17 protein-coding genes, 1 tRNA gene and 3 pseudogenes are annotated in these 25347 nt (G+C 57.4%); 13 read left to right on the top strand and 8 right to left on the bottom strand.

Annotation, left to right across the window (positions count from 1 at the left end; genetic code table 11):
• Positions 1-835: pseudogene (locus tag MLPF_RS00170) on the bottom strand (ESX secretion-associated protein EspG).
• A 2298-nt stretch (positions 836-3133) separates the two neighbouring features.
• The gene (locus MLPF_RS00165) at positions 3134-3406 is read right to left on the bottom strand and encodes a hypothetical protein (protein WP_175266282.1); all 273 of its coding nucleotides are present in this window, start codon (positions 3404-3406) and stop codon (positions 3134-3136) included.
• 211 nt (positions 3407-3617) lie between these two features.
• Here MLPF_RS00165 and MLPF_RS00160 point away from each other — a divergent pair, with 211 nt between their 5' ends.
• Together MLPF_RS00160 and MLPF_RS00155 are read left to right on the top strand one after the other, a co-directional pair.
• Positions 3618-3770, top strand: a complete 153-nt coding sequence (locus MLPF_RS00160; protein WP_156147131.1) for a hypothetical protein — start codon at positions 3618-3620, stop codon at positions 3768-3770.
• Positions 3771-4001, top strand: a complete 231-nt coding sequence (locus MLPF_RS00155; protein WP_237817102.1) for a hypothetical protein — start codon at positions 3771-3773, stop codon at positions 3999-4001. It begins immediately after the preceding gene.
• On the opposite strand, the gene MLPF_RS00150 is transcribed toward MLPF_RS00155, so the two are convergent.
• Together MLPF_RS00150 and leuS are read right to left on the bottom strand one after the other, a co-directional pair.
• Positions 3998-4162, bottom strand: a complete 165-nt coding sequence (locus tag MLPF_RS00150; RefSeq protein WP_175266277.1) for a hypothetical protein — start codon at positions 4160-4162, stop codon at positions 3998-4000. The genes MLPF_RS00155 and MLPF_RS00150 overlap by 4 nt on opposite strands.
• Before the next feature lie 60 nt (positions 4163-4222).
• Complete coding sequence (gene leuS, locus MLPF_RS00145; RefSeq protein WP_045842189.1) at positions 4223-7141, bottom strand: leucine--tRNA ligase; 2919 nt, start codon at positions 7139-7141, stop codon at positions 4223-4225.
• A gap of 198 nt (positions 7142-7339) precedes the next feature.
• Here leuS and MLPF_RS00140 point away from each other — a divergent pair, with 198 nt between their 5' ends.
• The 4 genes and pseudogenes from MLPF_RS00140 to MLPF_RS16675 all read left to right on the top strand — a co-directional run bounded on the left by MLPF_RS00140 (position 7340) and on the right by MLPF_RS16675 (position 9564).
• Complete coding sequence (locus MLPF_RS00140; protein ID WP_045842192.1) at positions 7340-8176, top strand: LpqN/LpqT family lipoprotein; 837 nt, start codon at positions 7340-7342, stop codon at positions 8174-8176.
• Between the two features lie 210 nt (positions 8177-8386).
• Positions 8387-8727, top strand: a pseudogene (locus MLPF_RS00135) (hypothetical protein).
• 359 nt (positions 8728-9086) lie between these two features.
• A pseudogene (locus MLPF_RS16680) lies at positions 9087-9254 on the top strand (bile acid:sodium symporter); the annotation flags it as partial.
• A gap of 145 nt (positions 9255-9399) precedes the next feature.
• Complete coding sequence (locus tag MLPF_RS16675) at positions 9400-9564, top strand: hypothetical protein (RefSeq protein WP_420329560.1); 165 nt, start codon at positions 9400-9402, stop codon at positions 9562-9564.
• 202 nt (positions 9565-9766) lie between these two features.
• Here the strand turns inward: MLPF_RS16675 and MLPF_RS00125 are convergent, their stop codons facing one another.
• The 3 genes from MLPF_RS00125 to MLPF_RS00115 all read right to left on the bottom strand — a co-directional run bounded on the left by MLPF_RS00125 (position 9767) and on the right by MLPF_RS00115 (position 14703).
• Entirely contained in the window at positions 9767-10375 is a 609-nt protein-coding gene (locus tag MLPF_RS00125) for a YqgE/AlgH family protein (RefSeq protein WP_156146884.1), read from the bottom strand.
• 329 nt (positions 10376-10704) lie between these two features.
• Positions 10705-10968: a hypothetical protein gene (locus MLPF_RS00120; RefSeq protein ID WP_156146883.1), complete on the bottom strand. Its 264-nt coding sequence runs from the start codon at positions 10966-10968 to the stop codon at positions 10705-10707.
• 3652 nt (positions 10969-14620) lie between these two features.
• Positions 14621-14703, bottom strand: a tRNA-Leu gene (locus MLPF_RS00115).
• A gap of 255 nt (positions 14704-14958) precedes the next feature.
• Between MLPF_RS00115 and MLPF_RS00110 the strand changes: the two genes are divergently transcribed.
• The 7 genes from MLPF_RS00110 to pknB all read left to right on the top strand — a co-directional run bounded on the left by MLPF_RS00110 (position 14959) and on the right by pknB (position 24617).
• Positions 14959-16458 carry an FhaA domain-containing protein gene (locus tag MLPF_RS00110; RefSeq protein ID WP_045842185.1) on the top strand — a complete coding sequence of 500 codons (1500 nt, stop codon included), beginning with the start codon at positions 14959-14961 and terminating at the stop codon, positions 16456-16458.
• Between the two features lie 124 nt (positions 16459-16582).
• Entirely contained in the window at positions 16583-17050 is a 468-nt protein-coding gene (locus MLPF_RS00105; protein WP_045842184.1) for an FHA domain-containing protein FhaB/FipA, read from the top strand.
• Positions 17047-18564: a PP2C family protein-serine/threonine phosphatase gene (locus tag MLPF_RS00100; protein ID WP_045842183.1), complete on the top strand. Its 1518-nt coding sequence runs from the start codon at positions 17047-17049 to the stop codon at positions 18562-18564. The genes MLPF_RS00105 and MLPF_RS00100 overlap by 4 nt, the downstream gene beginning before the upstream one ends.
• Complete coding sequence (locus tag MLPF_RS00095) at positions 18561-19958, top strand: FtsW/RodA/SpoVE family cell cycle protein (RefSeq protein ID WP_045842182.1); 1398 nt, start codon at positions 18561-18563, stop codon at positions 19956-19958. Before MLPF_RS00100 ends, MLPF_RS00095 begins: the two co-directional genes overlap by 4 nt.
• The gene (gene pbpA / locus MLPF_RS00090) at positions 19955-21433 is read left to right on the top strand and encodes a D,D-transpeptidase PbpA (protein WP_045842181.1); all 1479 of its coding nucleotides are present in this window, start codon (positions 19955-19957) and stop codon (positions 21431-21433) included. Before MLPF_RS00095 ends, pbpA begins: the two co-directional genes overlap by 4 nt.
• Positions 21430-22752, top strand: a complete 1323-nt coding sequence (locus MLPF_RS00085; protein ID WP_156146882.1) for a serine/threonine-protein kinase — start codon at positions 21430-21432, stop codon at positions 22750-22752. Before pbpA ends, MLPF_RS00085 begins: the two co-directional genes overlap by 4 nt.
• Positions 22749-24617, top strand: coding sequence for a Stk1 family PASTA domain-containing Ser/Thr kinase (gene pknB / locus MLPF_RS00080; protein WP_045842180.1), 1869 nt, complete (start codon positions 22749-22751; stop codon positions 24615-24617). Before MLPF_RS00085 ends, pknB begins: the two co-directional genes overlap by 4 nt.
• Here the strand turns inward: pknB and MLPF_RS00075 are convergent.
• Positions 24595-25293 (bottom strand): aminodeoxychorismate/anthranilate synthase component II, encoded by a 699-nt coding sequence (locus MLPF_RS00075; protein WP_045842179.1) that lies wholly within the window; start codon positions 25291-25293, stop codon positions 24595-24597. The genes pknB and MLPF_RS00075 overlap by 23 nt on opposite strands.
• Between the last annotated feature and the right edge of the window lie 54 nt (positions 25294-25347).

Below are 25347 nucleotides of genomic sequence, written 5' to 3'. Positions count from 1 at the left end.
TTACCGCCGTAAGGAGGTATCGTCAGCGCGATATAGCCAGGAGCCCGTTAGCAGCAGCTCCATAAGGCTGTTGAAGGCGATCTGTAGAATTTTACTGAATGCCCGGCAGAAAGCTTCTGTACAGTTTGGCACCAACGCGGCGGGGCAGCGACGCCAAACTGCCCTGCACGGAGTCGAACACCCCTACAGCTGCGTCTGCGTGTTGTCGTGCCTACCGGTTGAGGTTGTTGAGTAACGATGATCGCCAACCTGTTAGACAGGCTCGTGAGGATCTCGCCATAGATGTAGACCGGGCTCGGTTGGACACCTTGCCCAACCAACTGGGCTGCGGTTCTGTACTCGGTTAGTTTTCCGGCGATGCCGATCAGCGACTGGACATTTGCGGGCTCTGCGGGGCTAAGCACAATGATCACCATGTCTGCCTGACCGACTTGTAGAACAATCAGCCTTAGCATCAGCATATCGTCATCGCGCGCTGCGATGACGATATGGCGGTCGTACTTGCAGCACACAACAAAGGTGCACCATGTTGTTACCAACATCGCTATGTCACCAACGAGCCTCCAACCTCCGGTACGACCGGCTAGGCATATCTGCCATCGCCGCCACCGTCGGGTGAGGTTGGCTGTTAGCGTCCAGAATTCTCTGGGAGGCAAGGTCACATTGCACCTGGTTTCAAACCACGGCTCGTAGTTCCTGTTGAGGAATCATTGATCCGTATCCCGAGTTCCGTAGGGAAATCTGCAAAGTACAATCGGTCCGTGACCACCAACATACCGTCGGTAGTCACCTCGACGCCAACCACATCGTTGACGAGGCCAGCGCGACCGGACATAGTCACCAAATTAACCTTTTATCAAGTTTCTGGCCTCCGAAATATATCGTATATCGGTTTCAGGTCCGCGGCCGTCGGCGGCCTCCAGTAGGCTTTGAGCCAAGCGAGTTAGAAACCCCTGCGATACTCTTGCCTGCTTGATTGCGGGTGGCCTTTAGCATGGTCAGCACACTACTGGATTGTGAAGGGTGTGACCCGCTCGTCTGCAAGACCTGGTGGCGTATCCCCGTGCCTGTCCTGGTCGGGGTTTTGACTTCGCCTGAGATGGTGTTTTGTATCCCGCCCCGCGTTTGAAACCACGACGAGATGGCGCTCAGAATTCCTGTCATGAGTTATCTCCTCCTCTAAGTACGTTTTCTACCCGCTATAGTCTTGACTCGCTAGAGTTTTGGCCTACTAGTCGTGGCAATTGCCGATGGTGTCAAAAGATGCGCGCACTCAATCTCTCTGGTGGCACCTCTACCGATCGCCTGCATCGAAGTGCACTCCGCACCGGTTGTACCGGCGCCGGCACTTTAAAACTTCCTTCATCGCTGTCATTCTTGTCATCGTTGATGCAGATACCCTGCTGCCCCCTTGTGAAGCTTGCCTACTGAGCCGCACGCCAATGCCGCTCCCGTTAAGTTGCGGCATCTGCCCAGGGTTGTCGTTAGCCGGCTCATCGCTGGCAGCTGGTTAAGGGGGATCAGATGGTTAAAACTCAACGAGAACATACAGGATATTCCACCTAAGACGTCGGGAATTTAACGAAGTCACCCCATAAATGCAACTTGCCCATGTTGCTTAATAAGTCGGACAAGTTCGGCAAACCAGGGAAACCGGGAATGATAAAACCCGGGAATTCCAAATTGAGGAAGCATGGGAATCCCGGTAAGTGGTGTCGGATGAATTAAGAAAGCTCAAAGATCTAATCTGATCATTAGGAAATGTTGAAATTTAGCGGCAATACGCCAGGGATTTTGAATATCAAGCTACCAATCCAATCTACCAAGCCAAGAATCAAGTCGAGCAAGTTCTTCGGCAAGTTAGCTGTCATCTATAGTAACTCGTCGAGCACTTCCTGCAGATTGGTCACCTTGGACAGTGTCATGATCGTCAAATAAATTTAGAGCCGGCTCTACCGATGCTCCCCATCACAAGGCTGTAGGCAGGGCTGGTGATCGCCGTAGGAAGCCGCGTCGCCGATGAGCCAAAGATGGTCCTCCAGCCAAGCACAAGCGCCCTCCACGCCCCTTGGACCATGCACTTTAAGGTGGTTCAGGACGTCGCGTATGGTAGAAAATTCCTTAGTCTGATTCGAGAAAAAATTGTTGGTTAATTTGTCGAGCTGGCTCATCGTATTGCGAGCGAAACTGGTTAGTGAGATTTTGAGTGGAATAATGATCCGCGGCCTTGCTAGCTCAGTCTAAGCCGAGAACATCCTTCCCGATCACAGTGGCGATTGACGTGAACATGGATAAAGAAGCATGGAAGACCATCTTTGGGTCGAGAATGCTCTCTCCAAGCATTAGCAACAGGCAGGAAATTACCAATTGTCGAATCGTAAATTCCGGTTATCGACATTTAAGCGCTTCCTCACCTCTGTTAATCCTGTGCACTATTTTTCATGTGCACCTTTGCGCCCCACATTGGGGTTAGCAGTGCACCCGGGAGGTCAGTGCACGAATTTTTCGTGTTAAACTAGTGATTTCGATGATTCGGCGGATTGAGGGTTATACACATCGTGACGACGTCGGCATGAGTGGCAATCGGTTGAGTCCTGTAGCCGCTGACTGTCCGATTGATGCCCCCAAGTTTGTCTAAATTGATTTGGCTAAGCAGCGCTTCGATGGCATCGATGGAGTTAAACAGGTACGGTATACTCTATACTTCCGCGCGAACGGGTAGATCTTCTACGCACCCCGCTGCTTGTGCAGTGTCGCGAAGCCGAAAGATTTGGCACCGCCGCTAGGTGGCATTGTTAGGGGCTGTGCCAGTGTGGCACTTGGCGCGGTAGCCCCGCGCTGCATCAGCTCGCCGTGGTGACGGTGGACCGCGCCCAACACGTTGATCAATTCCAGGGTAATCTGACTGACGCGGGTTACGCGGATAGAACCACCTCGAGTTAACATAGATTGGATTAAGGCATTGGGGCCGCTCGTTCGGTGAATTGCGGATCATTGATCGAAACCAATGCGGCACTGGGGTGTGTATTTCGTCGATGGCCGGCTTGCCCACCCTGCTGGATCTGCGTGATCGTCCCGGCGGGCAACTGAAGGAGACTCCTTTTCAAGCTTGACCCCGGCTCGTTTAGCAAGGCTAACTACGGAATTTTCGAGGCGGTGGGGGTGCCTGCGTTGATGAACCTATCCGCTGCCAGGCTGCGCTGGCTGGTATCGAGTTCACGACGGTGTGCAGCGCCGTCTGCTCTAGCCTGAGCTGAACCCGGTTCTGCTCGTTGGCTGCAGAGTTGCTCATGTTGTTCGACGCCTCTGCGGGCTGGCCATCGTGTGTGAACGGTCTAACGAGTTCAAACGTCAGCGCCTTACTCGGATGGGGTCCCCGAACAGGATTCTTGTCGGTGATCGTCACAAACGTCCTCCGTACTCCAATCGCTAGGCATGACATTCGGTCTGCTGTCGACTACTTTCCTCCCAATTAAGAAGAATCCGCCCTGCAGATACTCTGGAGGAGACGTGCGGGTCATCGATCTGCCCGCCAGCCTGCGGTCATATCCGATGGTCACGACACAACATATCGTGTTCAATCGGCGTTGAACCTCCGTCGCCCCGCCTGACCAGCAATGTGCCGTTTAGATTTCATGGTGTGGTTGTGCTGGTTGTTGGTGGTTATTTCTTGCTGGTTTGGTTTTGTGTGGTTGAGGGGTGTGGTGGGTTATGTGGTGGGGATCGGTGGTGTGGGTTGTGTTGGTGGTTTAGGGTTGGTCGCGGCGTAGGTGGGCTGCTTGCAAGGGCCGCCGAGTAGTTGGTGTTGGTCACCGGCCGCGACATCGAAGCTGGCGATGCTGGGGGTGCGTCTGGTGTGGCGGGTGGCCGGGGATCAGTTGCGCTTTTCTGGTGATGTGTTAGCCCGCCACGCGCACAAGTCACCAGATCACGCCGTGGATGGCTTTTATCTTCCTTCCGCGGTCGATCCCCACAAAAAGTCAAGTACTGCCCTAGGCTAGAGCACCGCCGTACGCGTCATCACCGGCTGCGAGGTCATCGACGAACTGTGAAACCAACACGGCACCAACACAGCCGGGGGCACACCGGCTGGCCGAGGGCCGGTGAACAAACCCACCAAATCCCACCGGCGCAACACCCACAACACAGCAACGAAGCTCAATCGCAGATCCCGGGAACGACTAGACTCGCTGACGGATGGTTGCCAGATTGAACACCGACTTTAGACGACTAGGCTGACCAGCCGGCCGGCGACCACAATCACTTTGCGCGGTGTGGCACCGGCCAAAAACTGCTGTACTTTATCGTCAGCCAACGCGACAGCTTTCAGGGTATCGTCGTCCACATCAGCGGCAACCACTATCCGACCCCGAACCTTGCCGTTAACCTGCACCGGATATTCGACTGTGTCGTCAATAAGGTAGGCGGGATCTGCCCGAGGAAACGGGCCGTGCGCCAACGATGTGGTGTGGCCTAGCCGCAGCCACAGCTCTTCTGCAAGATGCGGGGCCAGCGGCGCCAACATCAATACAAGAGGCTCGACAGCGGCCCGGGGCACCAAGTCGCGGTGTTCTTTGGTGAGATGGTTGGTGTACTCGATCAACTTCGCCGTTGCGGTGTTATTGCGCAGTGCGGCATAGTCTTCGGATACTCCTGCGATGGTGCGGTGCAACACCCGCAACGTGTAGGTATCCAACTCCCCTGCCGTGTCCACAACCCGGGTTGCGCCAGTGCGTTCATCTACCACCAGTCGCCACACCCGCTGAAGGAAACGATATGCGCCAACGACGTCCTTCGTGGCCCACGGTCGGGACGCCTCCAACGGCCCCATCGACATTTCATACACACGCAACGTGTCCGCGCCGTATTCATCGCAGATCTCGTCAGGTGATACCGAATTCTTCAAGCTCTTACCGATTTTCCCAAACTCTTGGAAGACCTCAATCTCACCGTCGGGTACCGGATAGAAAAACCCGTCGCCACGCTGAAATACCTGGCTAGCCGGCACATATGAGCCGTGAGCATCAGTGTAGGCGAAAGCCTGGATGTAACCCTGGTTAACCAGCCTACGGTAGGGCTCTCGAGAGCTAACGTGACCCAGATCGTAGAGAACCTTGTGCCAAAACCTCGCATACAACAGATGTAGCACCGCGTGTTCGGCGCCTCCGACGTACAAATCAACACCGCCAGGATCGTCGATGCCGTGTTCAGTCGGCCGCGGACCCATCCAATAGGCCTCGTTTTCTTTGGCACAGAAAAACTCTGAGTTTTGTGGATCGGTGTAACGCAGTTCGTACCAAGAGCTGCCCGCCCACTGCGGCATGACATTGGTGTCGCGGCTGTAGGGCTTCAAACCGTCCCCCAAATCCAATTCTACATGCACCCACTCGGTCGCCTTAGCCAGTGGAGGTGATGGCTCGCTGTCAGCGTCATCAGGACCGAATAGCACCGGCGAATAGTACGGCACGTCGGGCAACTCAACCGGCAGTGCGGCCTCGTCTAGCGCATGCGGTCGTTCGTCACTGTCATAAACTATCGGGAACGGCTCACCCCAATACCGCTGCCGAGCGAAAAGCCAGTCTCGCAGCTTGAATTCGATGCGAGCTTGTCCACGACCTTCGGACTCCAAGTGCGAGGTAATGGCCTCTTTGGCTGTTGCCACGTCCATACCATCGAGGTAACCGGAGTTTACCAGCACACCATCGCCCACATAGGCAGCATCCGAAATATCGCTTCCAGCAATAACTTTGATGATCGGCAGATGGAACTTATTGGCGAAATCCCAGTCACGCGGGTCATGGCCAGGAACCGCCATGACGGCCCCGGTGCCGTACCCGACCAATACATAGTCGGAAACGAAGATCGGCACCGGTTTTCCGCTGGCTGGGTTGGTGGCGTATCTACCCAAGAAGACGCCAGTCTTCTCCTTGCTCTCCTGGCGCTCGAGGTCCGACTTGGCAATGATTGCACGGCGGTAGGCCGCGACAGCTGCACCTGGTGTGGGAGCGCCATACGTCCACCGGAGGTCTGTCCCGTCCGGCCAGACGGTGGCAACTAGTTCGTCGACCAGATGGTGCTCAGGTGCCAGCACCAGATAGGTGGCGCCAAACATGGTGTCAGGCCGGGTGGTGAACACCTCGATGTCGACTTCGGTTACCGTGGCGTCGCTGCGGTTTAGAATCGCTGAGAACAGCACGGTCGCTCCGGTGGAACGGCCGATCCAGTTGCGCTGCATAGTTTTGACTTGCTCCGGCCAGTCCAGCAAGTCAAGGTCGTCCAGCAGCCGGTCAGCGTAGGAGGTGATGCGCATCATCCATTGCCTTAAACGTTTCCGGAATACTGGGAAGTTACCGCGGTCACTGCGGCCATCGGCGGTGACCTCTTCGTTAGCCAATACCGTGCCCAGCCCCGGACACCAGTTGACCATCGAGTCCGCTCGGTAAACCAGTCGACAATTGTCAATCACGTCGGCCCGCTCCCCCTCCGACAGCGTGGCCCAGTCACGGCCGTCAACAAGGCGGCGCACGCCGGAATCGAATTCGGCAATCAGCTCTGCGATCGGGCGCGCCTTGTTAGCTGCGACGTCGAACCAGGCGTTATAGATCTGCAGGAAAATCCACTGGGTCCACTTGTAAAATTCGACATCGGTGGTCGAGAAGGTGCGTCGGCTGTCGTAACCAAGACCCAGCCGGCCCAGCTGGTGCCGGAAGTTAACGATGTTAGCCTCAGTTCGGATGCGTGGGTGGGTCCCGGTTTGCACCGCGTACTGCTCGGCGGGCAACCCGAAAGAATCGAACCCTAGCGCGTGCAGCACGTTATAGCCGATCATACGAAAGTATCGAGCGTAAACGTCGGTAGCGATATAACCGAGTGGATGGCCGACATGCAATCCGTCACCCGACGGATAAGGAAACATGTCCTGTATGAACAACTTGTTGGCGGGAATTACGGAACCGTCCGGCGGTGCTAGCGAGCCTACAGGGTTGGGCACGTTGAAGGTTTGCAACCGCGCCCAGTTGTCCTGCCAGTTGCTTTCGATCCGGCCCGCCAGCTCCGCGGTGTAGCGGTATCGCGTCGCATCAGAGTCAGTCTGAGCAACAGCCGAATTGCACCCAGGGACAGTGGTCGGCGGTTCGGTCACGTAAACAGGGTATAAGGGGCTGCTTCTATGGACCTGGGGTGGCCACAGGTTGGTATCGGTTCCGTTGCGCACCGATCAGGGCTTCATCCCAGCTCGATTTCTAGCCTGTTCGCGGTGTCTAACCACGAGTTACTGTCAGCCACGAACAACAGGTGCAGGTACCCGCGTGGTGCGGTGATGGGGGAAGGATCAACGCAAATGATTCAGTCCACACAAACGTGGCGCGTGCTCGCAGGGGGTCTAGCTGCCACCGCAATCGGTGTCACTGTCTTCGCTGGCGGCACCGCCGCAGCTGATCCTTCACCTCCGGCACCGCCACCGGCTATTCCCGGTGTTATCCCGCCAGCATCACTGCCACCCGTACAGAGCGTAACAGCCGTTCCCGGGGGGATCACCACCAACAACAGGTTCGTCGCGATCCCGCAGGTGCCCGGACCGGCAGCTCTGGAACCGACACCACCAGCGGTGGCTGCCCCAGTTTCTGAGACGCTGCGCGACTACTTCAAAGCAAAAAACATCAAGCTGATGGCGCAAAAGCCGCAAGGCTTCAAGGCGCTCGACATCACTTTGCCGGTGCCCATCCGCTGGACTCAGGTTCCGGACCCGAACGTGCCCGACGCATTCGCGGTAATCGCCGACCGGCTGGGCAATAGTCTATACACCTCAAACGCACAGTTAGTGGTGTACAACCTGATCGGCAACTTCGATCCCAAAGAGGCCATCACGCACGGGTTCGCTGACACGCAGCAACTCTCCGCGTGGCAGACCACCAACGCCTCCCAAGCGGATTTCGACGGCTTTCCATCATCAATCATCGAAGGTACATACCGTGAAAACGATATGACGCTGAATACCTCACGGCGCCACGTCATCGCCAGCTCTGGGCCTGACAAATACCTAGTCTCGCTGTTTGTGACCACTGCTCTGTCGCAAGCGGTCGCCGATGCACCGGCAATCGACGCCATCGTTAACGGATTCCGAGTGTCCTCACCCATGGCGTCCGCCCCGACACTCACCCAGCTCAGCACCCGTTAGGCTTATCGGGCTGGCGCCCTTTGCCTGGGATATGCCGCCAGGCCAACCCACCCACACCGAATCTGCTGTCCCTGGCACCCAGATTGTCGGCCGTTACCGAACCTGGTATTGACCCCGTCGCACTGAGTTAGCGACCACGCCGACTCCGGGCCGGGTAGCCGACTGGGAGCCAGGTAAGCAAACTCACCTGTGGACTCGTATTGTTGACCCATGTTGATAGCGGGCACACTGTACGTTTGTGCGGCTGTAGTATCCGCCGTGTTCGGAGCCTGGGCAATCACCCACAACCAGACCGTCGACCCCCCGCAGCTGGCGATACGTGCCATGGCGCCTATGCAGTTGGCCGCCGCGATAATGCTGGCCGCCGGTGGTGTGGTGGCCCTGGTCGTGACTGCGCACACCGCCATGACAGTGATGGCCGTTTGTGTCACAGGTGCTGTCGGCACCCTGGTTACCGGCTCGTGGCAGAGCGCGCGATACACGTTACGCCAGCGAGTAGCAGCGACCAGTTGCAGAGAGAACTGCGCAGCTGCACTCTGTCCTGCCGTTAAAATCCCTGTTGCGAACGTCGTGCTGAATCAGTTATAGAGTGGTCTCTGCCGACACCATTTTTACTGACAGTGGGTACAATCACAGCAGTTGCTGGCCTGCGCTGGCCCACGGTAAGGCAGCCGGCACCGTGCCTTTCGTCACGACAGCGGTCATAGTCACACTTTTCCCTCTACGGCACCCGGGTGTCGCTGCAGCAGACCCTGGCACGGTGGCCGCCAGTGCCGGCTGCCCTGGTCGGTGCTGGCCGCGAGGTTCGTAGTTTTCATGGTTCTTGGGTTGGCCGTTCGATCGTTGGTACCCTCAGTGCTGACCATTGACCTGTACAAAAGGGCTGTTTTTGTGCCTGTCCCCATCGACGGTGCGGACTTCGATTAAGTTTACTTCGACCTCACGGAGCCACGTCTCAGCCTCCATCAGGAACGCACCGTTGATCCAACATCTTGGGCGTGGTGGTGACCCCAATGTTGGGGTACTGCTGCTGATGATGAATACCAGCGGCGTACCGCTCCTGGATGGTGCTTCAATCCGCGATGTTGTGCTGCAGCTGTTGCTGCCGTTCGGGGCCGGCCAGCTGATGCGGCCTGGATCGCTGCGACGTCGTTCTCTATGCGCCCTTGTTCAAGGCGGTCGACTGCGGCTCCATCCTGCTGGTGGTGTACACGGCTTTCTCGATGGATGTGATCAAAAGACTCTGGGTCAACATCGATTCGTGGCAGTTGATCTTGGTTATCGCCGTCAACACCATGTTACTTGCGGTGATGCTGGTCTGCACCGGGGTCATCGGCCAAACTTGCCCAGCTCGACCGACGCGACGTGATTGTCCTGCTGTTCTGTAGTTCAAATAAAAGTTTGGGTATCCAACCTTTCGACGGCGCTGGTGCTTTTCCTGGATACCGCAATGGCTTGACCAGTTGCCGCTCATCACTTTTCACCAGTTCAACTGGTGGCCTGCATGTCGATCGCCAGCAGATTGGAACGAGACCAAGTCGACGAAACCATACGATAACCGTGCCGCCATCCGCATTGGAAGAGAATCTTTTAGTTCCGACTGACGTCGATCGGGTGAGTCGCAAGCAGCGACAGCAACAGCGGCTGGCGGCGAAGCACCTGCGCCCACAGGTCGGCCTGCTTCCCAACCAAGACGTCAGAGGGCAACGCCGAAAGCACAATCCAGTCGTCACGCTCAATTTCTCCTTGAAGCTGACCAATGGTCCAGCCCGAGTACCCCGCGAAGATCCGTAAACCATCCACCAGCGGTGCGATCAAATCCGGTTCGGCATCCAGATCGACCATCGCCAGCCGACCCGCCACATGCCGTAGACCCGCGACACCGCGCGGATCAGCGCCGATCCGCAACACCGCTAGACACAGGGCTGCGTCACGCTTCACCGGACCCCCGATGAACATCGTTTTCGGCTTGGCCGCCAGTTCCGCCCATTGCGGTAAAACGTGATAGACCGCGGTCTCGCTTGGCCGGTTGAGCACCACGCCCAAGGTGCCGCCCTCGTTGTGCTCGACTATGTAGATCACGCTACGTCGAAACGTCGGTTCAAGAAGGTCAGTGTTGGCTAACAGCAACGTACCTGCACGCACCCGCTGCGCGGCGGGTGCAACATAGTCTTCAGGGTCTTCAGGCTGGAGCACCACACCATCATCGCACCATACGCAACATCACCTAGCGCAAGCGAGGACGACCGACGAATATTTGCTCTGACGAATATTTGCTCTGTAGTGTTGTGAAGTCGGCACAGACCGAGGTGAGCCTCGATCGTGAAAGTGGATTTAGTGATTCCAACCCGGAATAAGAGCGCTTATCGACGTGTGGCGGTCGGTTGCGCACGTGCCAGACTATCGGCAACTGTTGCAGATACGCGTGGCAAGTCAATTCGGTGGCGATGGCGTGAAGGCGAGGCTGGCCAGAACGTTACTGTTCAACCCGGACCGAACCGCGGGCATTTCATGATGCTGTTTCTGCCCTAATCGCCGCTGGGGCTGTTCTCCGGAGCATTGATGGACGCTGGGATCGCCGGCTGATGCTCGTCGGCGCCAACATCAGACGGCTGGCGCTCATTACCAGGATTCGGAACCCTTCTTCTGGCGGGCAGGGCCAGTGAGATGACGCTGCCGTGTGCAACGCTGCTCGCTAACAGCTTGGCTCGGTTCATCCAATCTGACTTGTCGGCTAGCGCACCCCACGCGAACAGCATAGTACCACGCTGGCTGCACGGCGCGCAGACCATGACGCGTCGCCTGGCGGTCGCTGCAATCATGCCTATCTTGGCCGCACACTGGAATGGTGGTCGGCATCAATTCGCTACTGATCCACCACATGAAGACCTCACAGTTAGCGAGTTAAGCGCCGGGCTGCTGTGCTTCACTGCAACAAGCATCAGATCCTTTCTGGCCATAGTTGGCGTACTAATCCCGCCCGCAGACCTGCCGCTGAGAATCTACGCCACGGCAAACATCCCGTTTTGCCGTGGCGTAGATTCTCAATCGCCGGGGCTAGGCTACTATAATAGCTTCCGGCTTTGTCCTCCGGTGTGGCCGACCAAACCGTCGAGCTGTGCTGCCTACTAGGCGGTGCAGATAATCGGCCACATGATCGAGGCAACACCCAGAGTTCGCAGATATCACCAACCCTGGCACCGTAGAATTCCAAGAGTGAGTGCAGACTTTAGCTGTAGCGGATGAACTTCCACAACGGCACCAGCACAGCGCTATACGGAAATGATGACTGCGCACCCAGTCGTCCAGATCGCTGCAATGACCAGCTCCAAGTTACCAAAACATTATAGTCACACTTTCTAGCAACTCGCCAGGATGAGCGCTGGTCGATATCTGTGCACCTGCAAAAGCCCAGTTCTTCTTCCCCTAAGTCCTTTCGCGAGCGTCACCGTCTGAGTCTAAACCTGAATTACCGTGTGCTCTTGGGACAGCTGGACTTTTGGCCGTTCACTTGGCCTCCAGCGTCGTTAGCAAATTGCAGCGCGCAGAGTCGCGGCCCGGACGGTAATGTTGTGTCGTCTGCCGTCACCTCACGCCGCCAGCGGATAGACTGCCTGGCTAACCAGTGAAGGGATGGGCGATAGACTTCACATCACTGCCGCCGGATATCAATTCCACCCGGATGTATACCGGCTCGGGAACGGGATCGATGCTAACGGTGGCCGGGGAAGGGCGGACCGCTGAGCCGTATTCGACCTCGAGCTCGCATCAAACGGACAGTCGGCGAGACTGACCACTGGACACCCTGGCTGGATCCGGCAGGAGCAACAATAGCTGTCGCAATCACACCGTAAGTAGCGTGGCTGAGAATGACTGCTGCGCTGACCGAACAGACAGCCAACCAGGCCATCCCAACAGCCTCCGCCTAAGAGGCAATGTTCTCAGAGACAGTGCTGCCGCCGATGATGGCAGCTAACAGCAGCCTGCTGATGGTTTTGGTAGCGACGAAACTTCTTTAACCAGAACGCCCCGTTGATAGCGTCCACTGAGATTGAGACCCACGATGCAGACGCCATGTCCCGCTATGCGAACGCATCGACGTCGATTGCATCGCTGACGTCCAGCACCCACCCAGGCGGGCGAAGGTGCCGCGGTCGTCCAACCCGCGGGCACCTCCGCCACCAAAGCGCAGAACGTAGTGGCAATTGTTCCACAAGCGGCGGCCGCGGTGCCCAACGCGCTTCAAGCGCTGGTGACACACGCACTACCCGCTGCGGTAACACCCTAAAACGTTACTGGACCTGATAGAGAACCTGGTCGCAATCCTTTTCGAGGCACCAATGGACAGCTTGAAGGTAACAGCGTTTGCCTACGACCTTCTCAGTTATGACATTTCAGCCCATACCCAATAGACATCGTTAGTGACTGGGCAGAAATACAAACCTTCCCGGGCACGGCACTCTAGCCACCAACGCCGTTCCCGGTAATCACGCAACCTGGCTTGTTGACTAACGCAGCCGTGGGCTAAACGGGCTTAATCAGGGGACTGTCAGTGACGACCAGCTGGGTTACGGCGACCCCGGCAGCACATTTGTTCACGGTAGCCACTGCCGACCACCAGCCTGGGTATAGTCGCAGAAGCCTCTGCAGGTGGTGTCGGAAACCCATTCAGTCAGATGGCCCTGGGCAAGCAATGACCGACACCGCTGGCACTTGCCGATGTCGATGCAGATGGCCCAGACAACCTGAAACAAATCCGAAAGCGGATCGGGTGGACAACGCTGGAGCCGGCGGAACCACCGCAGACCGCGCCAGGCGGCCCGATCACGGGTATCACCGCCGAGCTAACGGAACTGGTCTTCCTGCACAATGCGGGAATCCATACTGAGAAGGAATTCACCAAGCAAAAACGGCGCCTGCTTCCTCCGTAAACCCGGATGTTATCTGACTGGTCGGGCAACGGCTAGCCACGCTCAACACGTCGTGGTTGGATCGTCGAACTGCTCAAGCATCAGTCCGCCAAAATAGCCAAATAAAATTGACCTGGCTGTTATATTTTCGATCTCTATTAAGATCCTCTCTAGGACTTTGTGTCCTCCGCTTTGTGTTCAATCGAATGTGGAAAGAAGAATACATAGCATGATCATTGCAAAGCTGTTGAATCGTTAGCACGGTCGCCATTACAGTGCCCCCATGAAATTCAACCCGGTTGTTTTTGGCAATCAAATAGGTTATAGAGAGCCGAATTACTACGACGTAGAGTCGGTTTTTCAGCACTTTCATAAGGACATGTTGTCCACGTAACCTGTAGCAACCAAAGTTTTTTCCGGCAACGACTAGAGTCATCTCCGGAACCCCTGTATTACAATACTACTGGACCCTGCGCGTTGCAGCGTATTACCACGCTCCGATTTGTCATCGAAAGTATCTGCCAAGAAATCGACGCTCGTGATCGTGTGCCGCAATTAAGACGATGAGCCGGTCAGAGAAATCTTGTGGTTAAGCAGTAACGTGATCATCGGAGAGTACGAATATGCCTCGTTCCCATAACCGTCCGCATAATTATAATTAAAGAAATTTAAGGACGATAACCTTAACGATAGTGCAGTTCAAGATATCTTCTAGCACCTGTTAGAGCCTTCAGAGAACGAATCTGACGGTATGGCGGCAACTTACACAGAGGTGGGTAAAGATGCGGCAAACACCTTCAGTACGGCAGAAAAGCGATAACCGTATGGGCCGAATAGTCTGAGCGAATGGAGAAATCCGTTACCAACGTCCTTGACGTCACACCCAGGTGTTGCTCGGACGCTAAAATCTTCGAAGAACTCGGACATCGTAATCCCGGGTCTTTTAGTGGAGCTTAGTGCTGTACAAAAAAACCAACCAACGAACAGAGCGACGATGTTGCGTTGATGGTCTCGCCCCTGCATTGCTAGCAAACTTCAAACTCGACTATTTACCAAATGAGTAAGTTTTGGCGCTCAAGACCGCAATTTGACGCTTATTTTCAGAATCGTGGTCACATAACATCGTTAATTGGTAAGTAGCTACTAAGGCTAACGGAGTAGGAAACAAAATCACGAAAACGACGATGATACACTTCAAAAGCCCACTCCGGCTGGCCCGCATCCCACTAGGCCTATCTTTCTATTTTCCGACCCAACCCCCGTTTCCGACATCCAACACGACATTGTCAACAATTCAGCAAACAGATCCTGTGCCACGGCAGTCGTCTAAACCACCTCGGCATTGACCGTACTCACGACCACACCTCGTACTAATATTGGTCACCACCGACACCGTCACCATCATCAGCAAACGGGCCATCACCTAATCGCCAGCCAGTGCATCAACCTCGACCACAACTACTGGCCCAACCAAAAATCCCCAGCCGATGGCTGGGGATTTTTGGTTGGGCCATGACTCGACTTATCACAAGAGTGGGCGAAGGGGGACTTGAACCCCCACGTCCCGAGGGACACTGGCACCTGAAGCCAGCGCGTCTGCCATTCCGCCACTCGCCCGAAAGACAACCGGTGGACTGTAGCCATAGTAGTAGCCGCGCACCTAACTAGTCTGCGTACATCTGACAAGAACTTCCCTCATCATGGCCGCCGTTGTCCAGACGCTTCTGAACTACATAGACACAATTCTCAAAATTACCACGGTGCCACAACGTTGCAGTGTACCGATACCATGCTTGGGTGATACGACATACAGACAAGGCGTTTGCTTTGCGTCGACGATACGCCAGAACAAATGCGGGCGAACGCTAAACAATGGATAACCAAAAAGAGTTCGTGCAGCGCATCGAGCGGAAGCTCGAGTCAAGCATAGGCGATGCGTTCGCCCGCATGTTCGGGGGATCGATAGTTCCGCAAGAGGTTGAAGCCCTATTGCGCCGCGAAGCCGCCGACGGCATCCGGTCGCTGCAGGGAAATCGCATTTTGGCGCCCAACGAATACATTATTACCCTCGGTGTGCACGACCTTGAGAAGATGGAAGCCGACCCAGACCGCACGTCAAGCGCTTTCGCTAGAGACTTGGCTGACTATATCCATGAACAGGGGTGGCAAACGTATGGTGATGTAGTCGTCCGATTCGACCAGTCATCGAGTCTGCATACCGGGCAGATCCGCGCCCGCAGTGCTGTCAACCCCGATGTCGAGTCCCGTCCGACGGTCAACGATCCCGTCCGGACACAATCTAGTCAAGCGTTCAGCGCAGAACCAGGAGTACCACCGATGACTGACAATTGGAGCTACCGCGGAGTTCAAGGGCAGGGCCGCCCCAGTGATGACTACTACTGCGACGACCGCTACGGTCAACCGCAAGACGATCCACGCGGCGCGGACCCTCAAGGGGGACAGGACGACCCTCGAGGCTGCTATTCGCCGAAACCAGGAAACTACCCACAACAGCCCGGACACCCGCCGCTCCGCCGCCCAGATCAGGGTGGCTACCCGGGCCAAAGCGGGTACGAAGACCAACGCGCCTACTACGACCAGGGGCAAGGTGGCTACCCGCCGCCCTATGGACAGCGTCCGGCAAATCCTGGTGGTTACGGCAGCCAAGGTCACGACCAAGGCTATCGCCCAGGCAGTTACAACCCTTCCAGCGGTGGCCAACCAGGCTACGGCGGGTACAGAGATTATGGCCGTGGCCCAGCTCACCCAGATGAGGGTAGCTATACCCCCTCGAGTCTCCCTACTCCGCCTGAACAACGTGTAGCGTACCCCGACCAAGGGAGCGGGTACGACCAGGGGTATCAGCACGGCGTCCTCGGATACGGCAGGAAGGACTACGGACAACAGGACTACACCCAATACGCCGAAAACCCGCCGGGCGGAATGTATGCGCCTTCCAGCGGTGAGTACGCCGAGCCCGCCGACCGCGACTACGAATACAACCAGCCAGGAGGCGCTAATGACTATGGCCAACGGGTGAGCGGTGGATATGGAGGCTACGGACAAGTCGGCTACGGAGCACCGGGAAGCGCGGTCATCCTGCAGCTCGACGACGGCAGCGGCCGAACCTACCAGCTGTGTGAGGGCTCCAACATCGTGGGCCGCGGACAGGACGCCCAGTTCCGGTTGCCCGACACCGGTGTGTCTCGCCGACACCTGGAAATCCGCTGGGATGGACAGGTAGCACTACTCTCCGACCTCAACTCGACGAACGGCACCACCGTCAATAATGCTCCAGTACAAGAATGGCAGTTGGCCGATGGGGACGTGATCCGTTTGGGCCACTCAGAGATTATCGTTCGCATTCACTGAGCCCACTGGGCTTGCAACATGGCCGTGCTTCATCCCGCGCCGACCACCGTCCAAGTATCGTGACGTTGCTGTGTGTTCGGCTCACGGGGGGCGTGTACAGCACAGGACGGAAAGGACGCCAGGGATGCAGGGACTAGTACTGCAACTGGCGCGTGCCGGATTTTTGATGCTGCTATGGGTATTCATCTGGTCGGTTCTACAGATCTTGAAGACTGATATCTACGCGCCGACCGGCACCGTCATGGTTCGGCGCGGCTTAGCGTTGCGCGACACGCTTCTGCCACCGCGCCAACGCCGGCACGTTGCACGCTACCTGATGGTGACCGAAGGGTCACTGACCGGCGCCCGCATTACCCTCAGCGGGCAGCCGGTGTTGATCGGCCGCGCTGATGACTCCACCTTGGTACTTACCGACGACTATGCGTCAACCCGGCACGCCCGACTGTCTCAACGCGGTTCGGAATGGTATGTGGAGGATCTAGGATCAACCAACGGTACATATCTTGACAGGGCGAAGGTGACTACTGCGGTACGAGTTCCACTAGGAACGCCGGTCCGAATCGGCAAAACGGCAATCGAGTTGCGCCCGTGACCCTGGTCCTCCGATATGCGGCCCGCAGCGATCGCGGGCTGGTACGCACCAATAATGAAGACTCGGTTTACGCCGGTGCACGCCTACTCGCCCTCGCCGACGGCATGGGTGGTCACGCCGCCGGCGAGGTAGCGTCCCAATTGGTGATAGCCGCACTAGCTCATCTCGACGACGACGAGCCCGGAGGCGACCTACTTGGCAAGCTCGAGGCGGCGGTGCGTGCCGGAAACTTGGCAATCGCCGCACAAGTCGAGATGGAACCCGATTTCGAGGGCATGGGGACCACACTCACCGCAATCCTGTTCGCGGGTAACCGTCTCGGGCTGGTGCACATCGGTGACTCACGCGGCTACCTACTGCGAGATGGCGAACTGACCCAGATCACCAAGGACGACACCTTTGTCCAAACCCTGGTCGACGAAGGTCGGATCACCGCGGAAGAGGCCCACAGCCACCCACAACGCTCATTGATCATGCGGGCATTGACCGGCCACGAAGTCGATCCCACTTTCACCATGCGAGAAGCCCGCGCTGGTGATCGTTATTTGCTGTGTTCGGACGGATTATCCGATCCAGTGAGTGACGAGACCATCCTCGAGGCCCTGCAAATCTCCGACGTCGCCGAGAGTGCCTACCGCCTTATCGAATTAGCGTTGCGCGGTGGCGGGCCCGACAACGTAACGGTTGTAGTCGCTGACGTCATCGACTACGACTATGGCCAGACCCAACCGATCCTCGCAGGTGCGGTGTCGAGCGAAGAAGACCAGCAGGTGACCCTGCCCAGCACCGCCGCTAGCCGCGCCTCAGCTATTGTCTCACGCAAAGAGATAGCCGAACGCATTGTGCCGCAAATCGATAAAATACATCGACAACGGTGGTCGCAACGCCAAACAGGCATCGTAATCACGCTGGTAGTGCTACTTGTCCTCACCGGCGTGGCTATCGGGCGATGGGTCATCCGAAACAACTACTACGTCGCCGAATACAGCGGCAAGGTGTCCATCGTGCGAGGTGTTCAAGGCTCATTGCTCGGAATGCCTTTGCACGAACCCTATTTGGTGGGCTGTCTGAACACCCGCAACGAGCTATCCCTAATTAGTTATGGACAATCCGGAGGTCACCTCAATTGTCAGGTGATGACTCTGCAGGACCTGCGCCCCTCTGGAGGGGCGCAGGTCCAGGCTGGACTGCCCGGAGGCAACCTGGATCAGGCCGAATCGCAGCTACGAAAATTGTTAACCGACTCCCTATTACCGACCTGTCCGCTACCCCGCGCGACATCGCCGCCGAGTCCCTTTACCACGCCTACCGACAGCGGTGCTAGCACAACGTCGCCAACGTTTACCACACCACCCACGACCACTTCTTCCAGTGGCACCACACCCGCCAACATAAATCCCACTAGCAGCCCTGCAAATACCGCGCCGACAACGCCGGTAGGAACCTCGCAGACGGTGACCGTCCTTCCACCACCCCCACCCCTGCCGGGCATCGACTGCCGGGCGGTGGCATGACAACGCAACTTCAGCCGGCGGTCACAATGACGCCTCCGTTGCCCACACGGCGCAACGCTGAGCTGCTGCTGCTCGGTTTCGCCGCCGTGATTACCGTCGTCGCGTTGGCCATCGTGGAAGCCAACCAAGAGAGAGGCTTTTGTTGGCACCTAGCCGGCTACGGGCTGATCTTCTGGTCCTTGTTCGCATCTGCGCATCTAGCTATTAGGCGTTTCGCTCCCTACACCGACCCGTTACTACTACCAATAGTGGCCCTGCTCAACGGACTAGGCTTGGTGATGATCCACCGACTCGACCTTGTCAACAACGACGTCACCAGTCACCATCATCCGAGTGTTGCCCAACAGATGCTGTGGACCCTGGTCGGGGTGGCCGCATTCGTGCTAGTGACAACCATGCTAAAAGACCACCGCCAGCTCGCACGCTACGGCTACATATCTGGATTGGCGGGTCTGGTTTTCTTGGCAATTCCCGTACCGCTGCCCGAACAAAACGGTGCTAGGATTTGGATCCGCTTTCCGGGTTTTTCGATTCAGCCCGCCGAGTTTTCGAAGATTCTGTTGCTGATCTTCTTCGCAGCAGTGCTAGTCACTAAACGCAGCCTGTTCACCAGCGTTGGTAAGCATTTAATAGGTATGACCCTGCCCCGCCCGCGAGATTTCGCGCCGTTGCTGGCTGCCTGGGTGATCTCGGTAGGTGTGATGGTCTTCGAGAAGGACCTCGGGACTTCGCTGCTGCTCTACGCATCTTTTCTGGTGGTGGTTTACCTCGCCACTCAGCGTCTCAGTTGGGTCGTCATCGGCCTGGTGCTGTTCACTGCGGGAAGCGTTATGGCGTACTTCACTTTCGAACACGTCCGGGTTCGCGTGCAGGTGTGGTGGGAGCCCTTCACCAATTTCGATGTCGGCGGTTATCAGATTGTGCAGTCGCTTTTTGGCTTTGCTACCGGCGGTATTTTCGGCACCGGTCTGGGTAACGGTCAACCCGATGCCATACCTGCGGCCTCAACCGATTTCATTATCGCTGCATTCGGCGAAGAGCTTGGATTAGTGGGCCTGGCTGCCCTTCTCATGCTTTACACGATTGTCATCATCCGAGGCCTGCGCACGGCGATCGCCACACGCGACAGTTTCGGTAAACTCTTGGCCGCGGGCCTGGCATCGACGCTAGCCGTCCAGCTGTTCATCGTCGGCGGTGGCGTTACCACGCTTATTCCACTAACCGGCTTGACCACACCGTGGATGTCTTACGGTGGATCGTCACTGCTGGCGAACTATGTGCTGCTGGCCATCCTGGCACGCATCTCGCATAGCGCCCGACGCCCGTTACGCAACCACCCACACAACACGTCCCCGATCACTATGGCAAGTACCGAGGTGATCGAAAGGGTATGAACACCTCTCTCCGCCGAATCTCGGTGACAGTGATGGCATTGATCGTGCTCCTCCTGCTCAACGCCACGGTAACGCAAGTGTTCACCGCCGACGGACTGCGTACCGACCCCCGCAACCAGCGTGTCTTACTCGACGAATATTCACGTCAACGTGGCCAGATCACCGCAAGCGGCCAGCTACTAGCCTATTCGGTGGCCACTGATAACCGCTTCCGTTTCCTCCGGGTGTACCCCAACCCTGCAGTGTACGCGCCGATTACTGGCTTCTATTCACTGCGATATTCCAGCACAGGCCTTGAGCGAGCCGAGGACGCGCTGTTGAATGGATCCGACGAGCGGCTGTTCGGACGCCGGTTGGCCGACTTCTTCACCGGTCGCGATCCACGTGGGGGCAATGTCGATACCACGATCAACCCGCGTGTCCAGCAGACTGGATGGGACGCCATGCAGCAGGGTTGCGGAGGGTCGCCGTGTAAGGGAGCTGTGGTCGCTCTAGAACCGTCCACCGGCAAGATCCTGGCGATGGTCTCGTCACCGTCGTATGACCCCAACCTGCTGGCGTCTCACAATCCCGAGGAACAAGCACAGGCCTGGCGGCGCTTGCACGACGACCCTAACTCACCCCTAATCAACCGCGCCATCTCCGAGACCTATCCTCCTGGTTCCACATTCAAGGTGATCACCACCACGGCGGCTCTGCAGGCCGGCGCCACCACGAACGACCAGTTGACCGCGGAGCCCACAATTCCACTACCTGGCAGTACAGCCACTTTGGAAAACTACGGCGGCGTTGCCTGCGGCCCCGGTCCGACGGTGTCGTTGAGGCAGGCATTCGCCATGTCGTGTAACACCGCGTTCGTCCAGCTGGGCCTGCTCACTGGTGCCGACGCGTTGCGGAGCATGGCACATTCCTTCGGTCTGGATAGTAACCCCAACGTCATTCCGCTGCAGGTCGCCGAATCGACTGTTGGGGTAATCCCAGACGCCGCAGCACTGGGGATGTCAAGTATCGGCCAAAGGGATGTCGCGCTGACGCCGCTGCAAAATGCTCAAGTAGCCGCGACCATCGCCAATGCTGGGGTGACAATGCAGCCCTACCTGATCGATAACCTCAAAGGGCCGGACCTGGCCAACATCCGCACCACTGCCTCATATCAGCAACGCCGCGCAATATCACCGCAGGTCGCCGCTACGCTAACAGAGCTGATGGTCGGTGCCGAGAAGGTCACACAACAGAAAGGGGCCATTCCCGGCGTACAGATTGCTTCCAAGACTGGTACCGCAGAGCATGGCACCGATCCGCGTCACACACCGCCGCACGCATGGTATATCGCCTTCGCACCCGTGCAAGCCCCAAAGGTTGCTGTAGCGGTGCTGATAGAGAAGGGCGCCGACAGTCTGTTTGCGACGGGGGGTGCACTAGCCGCACCGATCGGACGAGCCGTGATCGAGGCAGCGCTGCAGGGGAGGCCATGAGTCCGCGAATTGGTGTGACGCTGTCTGGTAGGTACCGCCTGCATCGGCTCATCGCCACCGGTGGCATGGGCCAAGTATGGGAAGCGGTGGACAGTCGACTGGGTCGGCGCGTTGCGGTCAAGGTGCTCAAGGGGGAGTTCTCTTCGGACCCGGAGTTCATTGAGCGATTCCGCGCTGAGGCACGAACCACAGCGATGCTCAACCACCCCGGAATCGCCAGCGTCCATGATTACGGCGAAAGCCAGATAGACGGGGAGGGCCGCACCGCTTACTTGGTGATGGAGCTAGTCAACGGCGAGCCGCTGAATTCGGTGCTTAAGCGCACCGGCCGGCTGTCATTGCGGCATGCGCTGGACATGCTGGAGCAGACTGGTCGTGCCCTGCAAATTGCTCATGCCGCCGGCCTGGTACACCGCGACGTCAAACCGGGCAACATCTTGATCACCCCCACCGGCCAGGTGAAAATCACTGACTTCGGTATCGCCAAGGCCGTCGACGCTGCGCCGGTGACCCAGACCGGCATGGTTATGGGCACTGCGCAATACATCGCGCCCGAACAGGCCTTGGGTCATGACGCGACTCCGGCTAGCGATGTCTACTCGTTGGGAGTTATTGGTTACGAAGTGATTTCGGGTAAGCGGCCGTTCACCGGCGACGGCGCCCTAACGGTAGCGATGAAACACATCAAAGAAACCCCGCCACCGTTGCCCGCGGACCTACCGCCCAATGTACGAGAACTAATCAAGATCACACTGGTCAAGAACCCGATTATACGCTATCGTAATGGGGGGCTGTTCGCCGATGCTGTTGCTGCTGTACGAGCTGGTCGCCGGCCCCCGCGACCCAGCCAAACACCATCTGCCGGCCGGGCCTCCCCGACGGCTATCCCGTCGAGCACGCAGACCCGAGTTGCTGTCGGCAGCGCCAAGACTTCGGCGCCCCGTCGATCTCGGCCGTCAACGAGCGGAAACCACCAGTCGCCGACGCGAAGCACGTTCTCGTCTGGACAACGCGCGTTGCTCTGGGCCGCCGGGATGCTAGGAGCACTGGCGATCATCATCGCGGTGCTGATCGTGATCAACTCCCACGCTGGAAACGAACAGCATCAACCGCCCACTCCGACCGTTACCGACACCGGAACGCCATCAGCTACCAAAAACCCCAGCGGTTCTCCGGCTGGATATTACGAATATCGCGTCAACTGGACGGATCACAGAGAAATAGGTAATTCTGGACTTCCAAGCAGGCCGCTCGAGCTCAGCTGGCTAGTGCCACTGACGTCTCGTCCGTCGCCGGCCAAACATGAGACGCCACAATGACCACCTCGCCACATTTGTCTGACCGCTACGAGCTGGGCGACATCCTCGGTTTTGGAGGTATGTCCGAAGTTCACCTGGCTCGCGACGTCCGCTTGCACCGAGATGTCGCAGTCAAGGTGCTACGTGCTGACCTGGCCCGCGATCCTAGCTTCTACCTGCGCTTCCGACGTGAGGCGCAAAATGCCGCGGCGCTAAACCACCCATCTATCGTAGCGATCTACGACACCGGCGAGGCAGAAACGTCCGCAGGTCCGTTGCCTTACATCGTCATGGAGTACGTCGACGGCGCAACGTTACGCGATATCGTGCACACCGATGGACCAATGCCGCCCCAACAGGCAATCGAGATTGTCGCCGACACATGCCAGGCGCTGAACTTCAGCCACCAGAATGGCATCATTCATCGCGACATCAAACCGGCCAACATCATGATCAGCACCACCAATGCGGTAAAGGTGATGGACTTCGGTATTGCACGCGCGATTGCCGATAGCACCAACGTCACCCAGACCGCAGCCGTGATCGGGACCGCCCAATATCTGTCCCCCGAACAGGCCCGCGGCGATTCCGTCGACGCCCGGTCAGATATCTATTCGTTAGGTTGTGTGCTTTACGAAATCCTCACTGGTGAACCACCTTTCATCGGTGATTCGCCGGTCTCGGTGGCTTACCAGCATGTTCGCGAGGACCCGACTCCACCGTCACAGCGGCATGAGGGCATCTCCGTCGACCTCGACGCCGTTGTTCTTAAAGCGCTGGCCAAGAATCCGGAAAACCGCTATCAGACAGCGTCGGAGATGCGTGCCGACTTGATCCGGGTGCACAGTGGTCAGCCACCCGAGGCACCCAAGGTTCTCACTGACGCCGATCGGAGCTCCCTGCTGTCATCCGGGGCTGGCAGCTTCGGTGGTCTACGTGCCGATGCGCCATCTCGCCAGTCTTTAGATGAAATCGAGCGCGGTGGTTCGATTGGACATTGGGTTGCCGTGGTCGCCGTGTTGGCGGTCCTGACGATCGCTGTCGTCGCTGCTTTCAATATATTCGGCGGCAATACCCGCGAGGTCCAGGTGCCCGACGTACGCGGCCAAATATCCGCCGATGCTATCTCTGCACTGCAGAACCGGGGCTTCAAAACCCGCGCCTTGCAAAAACCGGATTCGACAATCCCGCCCGACCATGTCATCAGTACCAACCCCGGAGCTAACGCCTTGATGGGTGCGGGCGACGAGATCACGATTAACATCTCTACCGGACCTGAGCAACGTGAAGTGCCAGACGTCTCCTCGCTCAATTACACCGACGCGGTTAAGAAGCTAACTACCTCCGGATTCAAAAGCTTTAAGCAGGCAAACTCGCCGTCGAGGCCGGAATTGTTGGGCAAGGTTATCGGCACGAATCCACCAGCCAACCAGACCTCGGCGATCACCAACGTCATCACTATCATCGTCGGCGCCGGACCGGAGACGAAACAAATCCCTGATGTCACTGGTCAGATCGTCGAAGTGGCGCAGAAAAATCTGAACGTTTACGGCTTCACTAAGTTCAGCCAAGCGTTGATGGATAGTCCCCGCCCAACCGGTGAGGTGATTGGTACCAATCCGTCCAAGGGGGCGACAGTTCCGATGGACTCAGTCATCGAACTACAGGTGTCCAAGGGTAACCAATTCGTGATGCCCGACCTGTCCGACATGTTCTGGTCCGACGCCGAGCCACGGTTACGCGCATTAGGCTGGACCGGGGTGCTAGACAAGGGCCCCGATGTGGATGCTGGTGGTTCTCAGCACAATCGGGTGGCGTATCAGAACCCGCCAGCCGGTGCCGGGGTAAACCGGGACGGGGTCATCACGCTGAAGTTCGGACAGTAGCAGCAGCGGTGCGCTCCGTGGCCAACGGTAGACGCGAATGGACCGCGGCATCGACCTCGTTCTCGAGGCGGCGGATCAGGGCTTCGTCACACGACCATCCACAATAGGTCAACCAGTTAGCCAACAGTCTATGCCCACCTTCGGTCAGGATCGACTCCGGATGGAACTGGACACCGTGGATCGGCAACTTGATGTGACGCACCGCCATAATCACACTGCTACGTGCGCGTGCAATGACCTCTAATACCGACGGAAGTGATTCGGGCAAAATAGCCAATGAGTGATATCGGGTTGCCGTGAATGGATCTGGAAGCCCTTTCAGCACACTGGTATTCATATGAAATACACTGCTAGTCTTGCCGTGCAACAGCTCGGGCGCACGGTCCACAGTGGCACCGAACGCTACGCCGATAGCCTGGTGTCCCAGGCAGACTCCTAGCAATGGAGTGTGCGCCGCGGCGCATGCGTGGACCAGATTGATCGACGCACCCGCACGTTCCGGAATACCCGGACCTGGACTAAGCAGGACACCGTCGAACTGTGCGGCGACGGTGGATTCGTCGGATAATCGGGCATCGTCGTTGCGCCACACTTCGGCGTCTACTCCGAGCTGCCCGAGGTACTGGACTAGGTTGAACACAAAGCTGTCATAGTTGTCGACGACCAAGATCCGCATCGTACTAGGCTACCGTCGGACTCAATTTGGGATCCGGCTCAGTGCCCAAGTGGG

It is taken from the genome of Mycobacterium lepromatosis, from assembly GCF_000975265.2.
GTDB lineage: Bacteria > Actinomycetota > Actinomycetes > Mycobacteriales > Mycobacteriaceae > Mycobacterium > Mycobacterium lepromatosis.
Note: the sequence above shows the minus strand (reverse complement) of the source record. Positions and strands in the feature narration are given on the sequence as shown.